The organism is Mesorhizobium sp. M1227 (assembly GCF_040318315.1).
In the GTDB taxonomy this organism is placed as follows: Bacteria; Pseudomonadota; Alphaproteobacteria; order Rhizobiales; family Rhizobiaceae; genus Mesorhizobium.
This window is the reverse complement of record NZ_JAMYLZ010000066.1, coordinates 1-12,066: the sequence shown is the minus strand read 5'-3', so window position 1 is coordinate 12,066 and position 12,066 is coordinate 1. Positions and strand designations below refer to the sequence as shown.

Below are 12,066 nucleotides of genomic sequence, written 5' to 3'. Positions count from 1 at the left end.
CGCCATGCTCTGCTCGAGCCGAACGACGCTCAACGCGAGCGCGACGACCGGTTCTTGATCTCTACCTCACCCCATGCGCCCATCCCGCGCAGCGGGTTCGTTCTACGGCCCCACAATGGTCGGGGCATTGTCACTTCAGACCGCTGGGCTTCAGGCCGCCGTGAGGGGACCGGAGAATTGTTTGGACTTTGAAGGTGGTAGCGGGAGACCGTTCTCTCCGCTTTCAACACTGCCACCAATCCCCTTCGAACTAAATGTCGCCGCATAGCGGACACCAGGCCATGGCGACGGCGCAGTGATGTAGCGAGACACGGTTCTCACGCGAGGGACCATTCGCAACCGCGTATCCCCTCACTACGGTACTTGGAGAAGAGCTTATGCATCCCATAGCTTGAGGACGATCCCGAGACACCGGCGACGGACGGGTGCTGCTCGATCCCGCGGTGGCGGGAAAGCCCATGGCTGTCAATCGACACCCACGTTTCAGGCGCAATCTGGCCGTCGCCATTGGGGTCCTTGTTGTCGCAGTCGGGCTTGCAGCAGCGTGGTGGAGACCCTGGGAGCCACCGCTTCGGCCCGCCGCTCTGACAGCCAATGCGAAAGCCGATCCCCGGCCATCCCTCGTCGTACTTCCATTTGACAATCTCAGCGACGACAAGGCGCAAGGTTATCTGGCTGACGATTTCACCGAGGACCTGACCACAGAACTTGCACGGGTGCCCGGCCTGTTCGTCGTATCGCGAAACGCGGCTTCCACCTACAAGCACAAGGAGACCAAACCCGCTGAGGTCGCCGCAGCGCTTGGTGTCCGGTGCATTCTGGAGGGCTCGATACGCCGGGTCGGCGACGACATGCGTATCAACGCGCAATTGATCGACGGCTCGACCACCGGTCATCTCTGGGCAGAACGTTTCGACGGCCAATGGACGGATGTGTTTGCGCTGCAGGACAAGGTCGTCGTCAGCATCGCAGGCGCGCTCAAGCTCCGTCTCGTCAGCGTCCAAGGCAAGGCAGATGTCGCGGGCGGCACGCGCAATCCTGCAGCCTACGAAGCTTACCTCCAGGGCATGGAAATCTACAATCGTCGCAATGCTCCAGACGAGTTTGCGCAGGCGGTGAGGTTTTTCCAGCAGGCGCTGGAACTCGATCCGGATTTCGGCGCAGCGGCAGCCTCGCTCGCGTGGGCCTATTGGGACATGGACGGGCCTCGGATCAAAGCTTTAACCGTTTCGGATATCGGTGCGCTGTACAACGCCTACAAGTACCTGGGGGAGGCGGCCAAGCATCCTTCGCCGTCCTACTATCAGCTCGTCGCCAGTTTGCTGGTTCGCGAGCACCGGTCCGACGAGGCAGTTGCGGTTATGTTCAAGGCAGTGGCGCTCGACCCGAGCGATCCCCTGAACTATGTCGGGCTGGCAGAGGCCCTGAATTCAATGGCAGGCCGAACGAGGCGCGCGACTATCTCGTCGCAGCCGACCGTGTAGACCCAGGCGGCAATGACCATCGGCACTACCAGGCTGGGCTGGCTGCATTTGGCCAGGGTCGTTTCGAGGAAGCTGTCGACTACCTTGAAAGGATCGATCTCCAATCGCCTGATCCATGGCCGAAATTCTATGGCCTGCAGGTGTTGGTTTCGGCCTACGCACATCTCGGGCGCAGTGACCAGGTCGCGGCCTATAGTGACAGGCTAAGGGACGTCATGTTGGAGCGAAAGGATGGAGGGGCAAATCAGCTGGTCACGCAGCGGTATTTTGTGTTCAAGAACCCGGCTGACATCGGGCGTCTGCTGGACGGCCTGGACAAGGCCGGTTTGCCGGAGTTACCGGAAGAGGTCAATCTGGATGCGAAGGACCGGCTTACCGGTTCGGAGATCAGGTCGCTCATCCTCGGTCGTGAGCTGCGCGGGGGAGGCGCATGGATAGATAAAGGAACCAGTTGGGTGCAGCAGAACTTCCTGTGCGACGCCATTCCGAAAGATCAGACAACCTGCGGTGCGATCTTCCGCAATCCTGCCGGGACGCCGGAGCGACGCAACGAGTATACGGCAGTCTTCCGTTTCGATCGTTTTGAGTTTTCGACCGTCAAATAAGACCACCCCGGACCTGCCGGCGATATTCCATTCCGAACCAAAACTGCTTGCGGACCTTTCTGCCCGCTGATCGCGCCACGATGAGCGCAACGCAACGGTTTCGACCGACGCAAGGTGATGATGCACTAAATGACCGCCTCAACGCTTCGCCTTCGGTGCCTCCGCCCGGAAGTGGACATCGCGGGTGACAATGCTGGAGGTCATGTTCGCGCCAGAAGTGGCCGTCTATGGGTAGGTTCGCTTCCAAATGGCGGCTTTGGGATCAAAAGTTCGCCTTCGCGACAGGCCGGATCGCGCGCCCATTCCGTCATTCGTGCGAAATTCTTTGCTGCTAAAAGCCGCCATTCGGTCATATGGCCGGCGACTTCGCCGGCGACCTGGCGGTCGCGGTCGAACGGGAAGCAGCAGTTCGGCTGCAGCAGAGCGAATGACCGCATTCGGCCGGAAGCGACACCGATACCTAGATTCCGGGCAGGACTGGGCACTCAGCCTCAAACTTCCTAGCACTCCCTATTTGCTGTTTTGTAGCCTAGAGTGGGCCCAAGATGTCCGACGGAGAGCGGCAGTGGTAGTGGACCGCGTTCAGAGAAGAATGGCTGCCATCCTTGCAGCCGACGTGGTCGGCTATAGCCGGCTTATGGGCAAGGATGAGGAGGCTACGCTTGCGGCGCTGAAGGCCCACCGTGAGATCATCGACGGGCTGATTGCTGAGCACGGTGGCCGAATTTTCGGGAGCGCCGGCGACAGCGTCATCGCCGAGTTCGCGAGCCCAGTGGAAGCGGTGCGGAGCGCCACCGAGATCCAGTTGGCAATCCACCACCGAAACTCGGGCTTGCCCGAGCGGGAACGCATGCTGTTTCGCATAGGTATCAATCTCGGGGACGTCCTTGCCGACGGCGACAATCTGATGGGCGACGGCGTAAACGTCGCCGCACGCCTGGAGGCGCTCGCGCCGCCAGGGGGTATCTATGTCTCCGAGCCAATTCATACGCATGTCCGCGACCGGCTCTCGCTCGATTTTCTCGACATGGGCGAGCACAGGGTAAAGAACATAACCCGCCCGGTACGAGTCTATCGCGTTCCGCTCGCCTCGGAGGATCAGGCCAGGTCGCCATTCCGCGGACTGGACGTCTTTGATTTCGACCATGCTGATATCTTCTTCGGTCGTGCGCGTCCGATTGCCACCTGTGTCGACAGGGTGGAACAGCTAGTCGCGAGTGGCAGAGCGTTCCTTCTAATCTATGGCATGAGCGGCTCGGGCAAATCCTCCCTGCTTCGCGCTGGACTGCTTCCCGCCATCTTGCGGCCCGGCGCGACTGCCGGGATCGTGCTTTGGCGCCGCTGCCTCATCCGGCCGTCGGAGGGATCTGACACGATCGCATCTTTCGTCGCTGGACTCCTTCAAGAAAGTGCCCTGCCAGAGCTCGCGAACGAGAGAACAGCCGCCGAGCTGGCGGAGCTCATTCGCGGCGCGCCCGACCGAGTTCCGGCGCTGATCCGCGCCGCGCTTGCCAAAGCCGCCGCTGCTGCGAACGTCTCCGCCGCGCAAGCACGCTTGGTCCTCGCTGTAGACCAGATGGAGGAGTTGTTCACTACACAAACGGGGCCGGCGCGCGAGGCATTCATTCGGCTGCTCGCTTCGCTCGCCACTAGTGGCCTTGTATGGGTGATCGCGACAATTCGGGCTGACTTCTTTCACCGCTGCGGCGAAGTTGCGGGCTTTTCGGCCCTCAAGGACGGCTTGGGCAGTTACGAGCTACTGCCGCCGACCGGTGCGGAGATTGCGCAGATCATCCGCGAGCCAGCGCGAGCTGCGGGTCTTCGCTTCGAGGAGACAGCCGACCAAGGCCGTCTCGATGATGTGCTCCAGGCAGCTGCGGGGGCCGATCCGGAATCGCTGCCGCTTCTCGAGTTCGTGCTCGATGCGCTGCACGATGCTTGTCGGGATCGGCGGATCCTCACTTTTGCCGCCTATCGTGCGCTGGGTGGCCTCGAAGGTGCGATCGCTCGGCGCGCCGACGAAGTGGCCGATGCACTTCCGGCACATGTGCAGGACACGCTGCCGGCGGTTCTCAGATCTCTGACCACAGTGCGCCTCGGCGACGAGTCAATAGCTGCGGTCCCGGCTCTGGCAACCGACGTCGCGGGCACGCCCGCCCAAGCGGAGCTGGTCGACGCATTGATCGCCGCCCGGCTGCTGGTCAGCGACGAGGATGCGGAGGGACGTGCCGTCGTTCGCGTCGCACACGAGTCCCTATTGACCCGCTGGCCGAGGGCACTGAACCTCGTCAATGCCAATAGGGAGTTCCTTGAAACCCGCGCCCGCGTCCAGACGGATGGCCGGCGATGGCATTCCGACAAGAGGAACCCGGATCTTTTGCTCCCTGCGGGCAAGCGACTCGTCGAGGCAGAGGAACTGCTTTTGTCGAGGCGAGATGAAATCGACGGCCCTACCGCGGACTATATTCAGGCGTCCTCGCTCGCGGTTAGGGAGAACGTCAAAAGAGAGCAGAACGCAGAACGAGCGCGAATGGAGGCCGAAGCTGCTGCTGCGACACTGCTTGCCCGCCGAACACGCTACGCGGCGGTCGCTGCAATTCTACTCGCGGCAATCGCAGGCGTCGGTGCTGTCGCAGGGTTCCTCGGACAGCGCGAGGCGGAGCGGCAAGCCGTCGAGGCAAAAAACAGCGCGGACCAGGCGAGAACCGCAGAGGGGCAGGCGCTGGAGGCGCGGCAGAAGGCCATCGAGGCACGTGACGAGGCCCTCCGCAGTCAGTCCCTTGCCCTGGCATTTCTCTCGCAGCAGACCGCGGCGAGCGGCGACATCGAGGCCGCCATCCTTCTTGCGCTGGAGGCGTTGCGGCCGAAAGACACTCCACCCGGACAACGCCTGGTCGAAGCCGAGGCTGCTCTCTACAACGCTCTGCTGGCGCACCGTCAACTCAGGATATTTCGCCATGATGCTGGTGCAACCTGGGTCGCCTTCAGCCCAAAGGGCGATCGCATTGTTACGGCATCCTACGATAAGACCGCTCGCATCTGGAACGTGTCGGACGGGTCGGCAATAGCCGTTTTGAAGGGGCACGAAGGGGCCCTCGAAAGAGCTTCTTTTAGCCCCGACGGAAACCGCGTCGTTACTGCCGCTCGTGACAGCACGGTGCGCGTATGGGATGCCAAGTCGGGAGCGCAGCTTTTTGTTGTTCAGCAGCCCGGTGGCTTTCCAACTGCCAAGTTCAGCCCAGACGGCACGCGAGTGCTCACTGCATCTGACGACAACAACCATGCCATGTCGATCTGGGATGCTAGAAACGGTGCGAATATCCTGACCTTGAAGGGTGGTGGAACGTCGTTCGCGGACTTCAGTCCCGATGGGTACAGCTTCGCGGCCGGACAAGGTAATAGTCGCACTGTTGGGATCTGGATTACCGAGACCGGAGAGCAGATCAAAAACTGGCGAATTCCAAACTGGCCAGATGAGGTCGTTTTTAGTCCGAACGGGAACAGGCTCCTCGTGACTTCGTGGTCGCCTTATACGTACGCTGAAACTTCAGGCCTTTGGGACGTAACGAAGGGCACCGAGATTGCTGCTCTCGGCGGTCACAAGAGCGACACCCACAGCGGGACCTTCAGCCACGACGGCCGCCTCGCCACGACGGTGTCGATCGATGGCACCGCACGGCTCTGGGATGGCGTAACCGGGAAGTTGCGCAATGTGCTTGGAGAAGAGACACCTGGGCTAAGATTGACGGATGTTACGCCGCACACGAATGATCAGGAAGTGAACAGCGCATTCAGTCATGACGACAAGCTCCTGGCTACCGCATCAATGGACGGTGGGGTGCGTGTTTGGGACGTGGAGAACGCTTCGCTTCTTACTTCTTTGAGCGGCCACCATGCCTTGGTAGAGCATGTTGAGTTTAGCCCCGTCGACAACACCTTACTCACGGCGTCGCACGATGGTACGGCTCGGCTCTGGGACATCGACGGGATTCTCACAGATGAGCTGCTTCACAAGTATTCCCCCAACTTTGCTGTCTTCAGCCCCGACAACATACACCTTGTTACCGGAGGCGGAGACAGCCTCGCGCATCTGTGGGATGTCGCCGGCGCCCATGAGACGGCTGAGCTTGAAACGCATGAGCCGCTTCAGGCGACGGCGTTCAGTCCGGATGGCCATCGCCTCGCCACTGCGACCCTCAGCGGCGAGATTCTGATTTGGGACGTTGACAGCGGGCGGCAACTCAGGCGGCTCGAAATGGGACGCGCCGCGGTCGCGAGTGTTCAGTTCAGCCCCGATGGAAAGCTCGTTGGATGCGCATCGCTTGCAGGGGTGGCACAGCTGTGGGGCAGCGATGGCGAGACGGCCACCCTCAAAACGAGTGCCACTTTGCCGAATGCTGTCTTTAGCCCTGATGGGCGGCTCGTTCTCACAGCGACCAGCGACAATATTGTGCATCTGTTGCGGACCGATGGGACCGAGGTTCGCACTTTCGTGGGGCATCGGAACGGCATTACCAGTGCCGCCTTCAGTCAGAATGGTTTGCTCGTCGCAACCGGTTCGCTGGACCAGACCGCGCGCATTTGGTCGCTTGAGGATGGAAGTACTGTCCAGGTGCTACAGGGGCATGACGAACCCCTGACTGATGTGGCTTTCAGCCCTGACGGTCAGTCGTTGTTGACTGCCTCGCGTGACAGCACCGCCCGCATCTGGAACGTTGCTGATGGAACCAGAAAGGCAGTCCTCAAAGGCCACCGAGGCGCCGTAGAGAGCGCGCGATTCAGTCCGAACGGCATCTATATCGTTACGACATCATCGCAGGATCGGACAGTCAGGGTTTGGGCTACGGCGTCTGGCCGTGAGATAGCAACGATTTCCGAGCGTCAGGATAAGCTCAATCGACCGAAGGTGACCCGCGCCGCGATGAATTCGAAGGGCACGGCGATCGCCGTCGTTTCAGGCGATGAACGGGTGCGCATAATCCGAGCGTTTCCGACATCCAACGATCTCATCGACTATGCAAAAACCGTCGTGCCGCGCCAGCTCACACCATGCGAGCGCCGGCGCTTCTTCTTGCCCGGCGGGAGCGACGTTCCCGACTGCCCAGGATAGCGACAAACACTCGCAAAGGAGAACACGGCCACGCTCAGGCCGGCGCGCGTGTTCCCAGACGACCAGCGCAGGCCGTGTCGGATCTGGTCATCAGCCATGGCCAGAACCATCTGATCGGATCTCCTTCAGACTTGTTCGCATCAAGAGAGAGTTACCAAGATGCGCAACCCGCTGAAAGGTACACGGCATATCGAACTTGGAACGCAGGCGACCATTCTAGCTAACCGCTGTCTGCACATTAGCAGAGGCATAGGCAGCCAAAGGAAGCAGTGTGATAGGCGCTGCTCAAAAATGGGCAGGATGTCCCAATTGGGTCACGCCAGGACGTGCCTACACCAACCTGAATGTCCGCTCCTGAAGATTCGCAGACCGAAGCCGCCATTTCGCTCTCGGACCCGCTGCGGGCCTTGCCGCTGGCAAGACAGCTCTGGCTCCACTGCGGCGCGATACGGCATCCTGACCAACGAGCTGTATGCCAGGGTGAGGGTCTTCCCAATACTGGCAGGCGTCTAGCGGATCAATCCGCCGCAGGATCAGCGGTCTGACGCGGGCCTGCTTGAGATCGGCGATATCGGATCCGCGTTCGCGATCCCTGCAATGCCGCACAAAACCTGTGTGGTACACGATTTGGCGCAAAGGTTTCCCGCACTGGGCGGTTTCAAAGACTTCAGTGCTCGACATGCAGCATCCCAGGTTCCGGCTCCTTGGCCGCGCATATGGTCTTGCCATGGAGCTTTCCCTATAGTCATGCCCAGTGGAACAGGTTCAACATCTCGAACGGAAGCTGGTCGCTATCCTCGCCGCCGACGTGGTGGGGTACAGCCGGCTGATGGGGCTGGACGAGACGGGCACCCTCTCGCGGCTCAAGGCGCTCCGGCGCGAACTCATCGAACCGTCGATCGAAGGGTACCATGGCCGCATCGTCAAGCTCATGGGCGACGGTGCTCTGGTCGCGTTCGAGAGCGTCGTCGATGCGGTAGCCTGCGCCGTCGAAATCCAACGGGTCACCGCGCAGCAGAACCTCGGTCTTCCCGAAGATACCCGGATCGTGTTCCGCATCGGGATCAACCTTGGTGACGTGATCCCCGACAAGGACGACTTCTACGGCGACGGCGTCAACATCGCGGCCCGGCTGGAAGGACTGAGCGATCCTGGCGGCATCGTCATCTCGGGAACGGCCTACGATCAGGCTCACAACAAGCTCGGCCTGACCTTCAAGTCACTCGGCGAACAGCGTCTCAAGAACATTCCAGAGCGGGTCCGCGCCTATCGGGTTCTGCTGGAACCGACCGCAGGAGCCAATAAGTCGCGCTCTCGGCGATGGCCTGTGATCGGCGCCACGGTGCTCGTTCTGGCTCTGATAGCGGGGATTGCGGTGATTCTCTGGCCGCAAGCGATTGCCCTGCTGCCCGGTCATGGTTCCACCCCGGTCGGTTCGTCGGTCGGCAAGCCCTCCATCGCCGTGCTACCGTTTACCGATCTTAGCGAGAAGGCAGGCCAGGATTATTTTGCGGAAGGGCTCGCAGACGATCTCATCACCGATCTCTCGAAGATCTCGGGGCTCCTCGTCATCGCACGCAACTCCGCGTTCTCCTTCAAGGATCGATCCCTCGACGTCGACGAGATCGCTGCGCAGTTGAACGTCCGTTACGTGGTCGAGGGCAGCGTCCGGCGGGAGGAAGATCTAGTCCGCATCAATGTCCAGCTCATCGATGCCCAAACGGGGAGCAACATCTGGGCCGAGCGATACGACCGCGACTACTCCAGGATATTTGCACTTCAAGACGAAGTGATCGGGCGTATCGTTGAGGCACTTTCGGTGCGTCTGACGGAAGGCGAACGAGCGCAGATTGCTCGCCTCCCCACGCGAAGCCTGGAGGCATACGATTTCTACACCCGAGCCGAGCAGAAGGTTTATGTGGTCGACAACAGGTCTCTCGGAGAGACCCTGTCCCTGTATCAAAAGGCGATCAAGCTCGATCCTACGTTTGCAGATGCTTACTCGGGCTATGCCCGCGCCACGGTGGACGTGCTCGGCTTCGACTACCAGGTGCTCATGCTCAGCGCCGTCGCTCGCCAGCGCTCCTACGAAGCGGCAGGGCGGGCGCTGGAGCTCAATCCGCAATCTGCGCGCGCCTATGCCGTGCTCGGCATCCTGCAGATGCTGGACGGCGAATGGGACCAGGCGATCGCGTCGGTCCAGAAAGCCGTCGCGCTGGACCCGAACGGCGCGGAGGCGGAGCTCAATCGGGCGATCGTGCTGACCTACGCAGGACAGAACCTGGAGGCGCTGGCAGCGATGGAACGCGTGTTGCGGCTCGATCCCAAGCCGCGCGCTCAGGTCTTCGACTATTACGGCTTCGTGCTCTACATGAACCATCAGTACGAGAAGGCTTTGCAGGCGCTGAGCAAGGTCCAGCCGGGAGAGCGCAGCGACCTTGGTCTCGAAACGCTGGCCATGGCAAATGCGCGGCTTGGCCGCATGGCCGAGGCGCACGATGCGGCTGCAGCAATCCTGAAAGAGATACCCGAACAGAACCTCGCTGGTTATCGTGTCGTTTACGCCCACCATCGGCGGCAAGAGGACCTCGATCACCGGCTGGGCGCCCTTCGCGCCGCGGGGATTCCCGAGCGGAGCTTCGATTTTCGCGGGCGGGAGGAGGACCGCCTGGGCGGCGCCGCGATCCGAGCCCTAACGGGCGATCGGACATGGGTAGGACATCAACACAATGGCGCAGCGTTCGTCATGGAGCTGAGTGCAAATGGAGATGTCGCACTGAGCTCGCAAAGCAGCATCATCACCGGCACGTCCAGCGTGGATGGCGACCTCTTCTGCACGCAATCCACCGCGACCTTGCTCGGCCGCAAGTTCTGCGCCCCGGTCTATCGCAATCCCCAAGGGAGCAGCGATACCCAGGACGAGTACGCTTGGCCGGACTCCGTCACAGTCTGGTATTTCTCGGTGTCTCCGTGACAGGCGCCATTCAACTTGCGGGCTCACGACATCGCGCCGGAGCTAGTTGGCGGCCGCTCTAGCCTCGAATTCCTTCGCCTCCACTGCGGGCCATTCGGCTTCCCCTTTCGCAATGACAGGCGCCGGGTTGGCATCGAAGTCTTCCTCCAGGCCCTCCTTTCCGGAGAACAGGAAGAGCTTGCCATTGACGATGCGGAAGGCTTCCGGGTCAAGGTTCGCGGATGCCTCCTTAACTGACATTCCCCCGGTGCAGAAGCCGCCGAACTGAGGGGCATAGCGCACCGGCTCGGAAACAAAGGCATCCCGGTGTTGGACGCTGGCGAAGTACCACGTTGCTCCGAGCCACTTCCTCGAGATCTTGGGCGAACCCATCGTCGCGCGACCGTCGGTGAAATATGCTACCGGATCGTAACCCAGGATGGCGACATTGCCGAAGTATCCGGTGTTCACTCCGTCGCCGGCGTGGGATCCACCGGTGCCGAAGAGGAGGAGGGAGGCGGCGGCTACTCCCGCGCATAGCAAACTGTCAAACGTTCTGGAACGGTTCTCTGTCATGTTCTCCTCCAGTAGCCTTTCTCGATGTCAGTTGCCGAGGGCGATGCACACCTTGTACGACGACCCCATCGTTTCCTTGGGTTGGCATTTTGCGCCGTGCTTCTTGAGCAAAACCATCACGTCGGTGCTCTGATAGAATGTCGCGCGGCTGAGAGGCGTGTACCCGTATTCCTGGATTGCCTCGACCTGTGCGCCGTGCGAGATCAACAGCTCCGCGATGGCCGTCTGGTTCTCTTCTGCTGCCACATGCAGCGGCGTGATCTTGTGCGTGCTCAACGCGTCGACCTCGGCCCCGTGGTCGAGCAGCAATTTTGCGATGTCCAGGCTTCCTGAGTAGGCTGCCGCATGTAGCGCGGTGAAGCCGCGATCGTTGCGGGCTTCGATGTCCGCCTTGGCCCCGATCAACGCAATGGCGACCTCGGTCTTGCCGGCAAGCGCCGCATCGATCAGCGGGGTCTGACGGCTCTCGTCGCGATCGTTCACATTGGCGCCTTGTGCCAGGAGTTCGGCAACCTTTCCGGCGTCGCCCTCCCGAGCAGCGTCGTTGAGCGGCCCGGCCGTCACCGCACCGACGGCAAACCAAGAAATGAAAGCAACGACCAGAGCCCGACTGACAAGCCGAAGCCAACCGGTTTCGAAAAGCCTGACCCGGATCGGGAAGGCCCTCGCCAGCAACAATCGCCTGTAGACCGTCATCGTCTAACCCTCCGGGCGCGCTCGCCCGCGGATGGACGTATATGAGATCAGTCTAATACATTTGGCGCAGCGGAGCCATAGGGTGTCCGGCTTATGCGCGAGTCGAAGTCGCGCGAGGCGCCCTGTGTCACCCCCGGCAGCGGGCTATCCGGGCACCAGCACCACGACCGCTAGAATGGCCATCAGCAGGTAGGCGGCCATGCCGATCATATCGTGCTGCCGGAAGCGCCAGATCGCGGACACAGCCATATTCCTTCTCGGTCGGCTGCCGAAGCCTGGTATGGGTCGCCGGGCTATCAGGCAATCCTACCGCTTCGCCTGCAGAGCATGACTTGCAATGCCATCATTGTTGATGGGGCAGATTAGCGCTTAATCCTTTGTTGCGGCTAACCCCTTCAACGGAGATCGCCAAATGGTCAGAACCAAACTTTCCAAGCAGCTTTTACAGGCTGAATTCGGCCGCTTTATGATTGAGGCGGAGCGGCTTCAGATCTTGGTCCCACCCGGCTGAACGTCCGCTATCATTCTTCGGACGCCAGAAGCCGCCATTCCGCTGTCGTGAAGAGTTTCGGGCGCCGGCAGGCGTACGAAAGTCCCCGAGGAAGGAACCCGCGGGCCACAGGCGATGGCTATGGGGATTTC

General features: G+C 61.1%; 7 protein-coding genes. 5 read left to right on the top strand and 2 right to left on the bottom strand.

The annotated features are described in order from the left end of the window. The first annotated feature begins 425 nt into the window (after positions 1-425). The 4 genes from NKH28_RS33195 (at position 426) to NKH28_RS33180 (ending at position 10,173) form a co-directional block, all read left to right on the top strand. Entirely contained in the window at positions 426-1,484 is a 1,059-nt protein-coding gene (locus NKH28_RS33195) for a hypothetical protein (protein WP_352981349.1), read from the top strand. A gap of 215 nt (positions 1,485-1,699) precedes the next feature. Then, positions 1,700-2,089 carry a hypothetical protein gene (locus NKH28_RS33190; protein ID WP_352981348.1) on the top strand — a complete coding sequence of 130 codons (390 nt, stop codon included), beginning with the start codon at positions 1,700-1,702 and terminating at the stop codon, positions 2,087-2,089. Positions 2,090-2,681: 592 nt separating this feature from the next. Beyond that, entirely contained in the window at positions 2,682-7,199 is a 4,518-nt protein-coding gene (locus NKH28_RS33185; RefSeq protein WP_352981347.1) for an nSTAND1 domain-containing NTPase, read from the top strand. A gap of 754 nt (positions 7,200-7,953) precedes the next feature. Beyond that, positions 7,954-10,173: an adenylate/guanylate cyclase domain-containing protein gene (locus tag NKH28_RS33180; RefSeq protein ID WP_352780525.1), complete on the top strand. Its 2,220-nt coding sequence runs from the start codon at positions 7,954-7,956 to the stop codon at positions 10,171-10,173. 42 nt (positions 10,174-10,215) lie between these two features. Here NKH28_RS33180 and NKH28_RS33175 read toward each other — a convergent pair whose 3' ends face one another. Next, on the bottom strand, positions 10,216-10,728 hold the full coding sequence (locus NKH28_RS33175; RefSeq protein ID WP_352540684.1) for a YHS domain-containing (seleno)protein: 513 nt from the start codon (positions 10,726-10,728) through the stop codon (positions 10,216-10,218). 27 nt (positions 10,729-10,755) lie between these two features. Next, complete coding sequence (locus tag NKH28_RS33170) at positions 10,756-11,292, bottom strand: ankyrin repeat domain-containing protein (RefSeq protein WP_352663153.1); 537 nt, start codon at positions 11,290-11,292, stop codon at positions 10,756-10,758. A 345-nt stretch (positions 11,293-11,637) separates the two neighbouring features. Between NKH28_RS33170 and NKH28_RS33165 the strand changes: the two genes are divergently transcribed. Further along, on the top strand, positions 11,638-11,790 hold the full coding sequence (locus NKH28_RS33165) for a DUF1330 domain-containing protein (protein WP_352618725.1): 153 nt from the start codon (positions 11,638-11,640) through the stop codon (positions 11,788-11,790). The last annotated feature ends 276 nt before the right edge of the window (positions 11,791-12,066 follow it).

What these genes read in the sequence shown, in the direction of transcription:
- NKH28_RS33175 (WP_352540684.1), bottom strand. Translation starts at nt 10,728, where the DNA reads ATGACAGAGAACCGTTCCAGAACGTTTGACAGTTTGCTATGCGCGGGA.
- NKH28_RS33185 (WP_352981347.1), top strand. Translation starts at nt 2,682, where the DNA reads ATGGCTGCCATCCTTGCAGCCGACGTGGTCGGCTATAGCCGGCTTATG.
- NKH28_RS33190 (WP_352981348.1), top strand. Translation starts at nt 1,700, where the DNA reads ATGTTGGAGCGAAAGGATGGAGGGGCAAATCAGCTGGTCACGCAGCGG.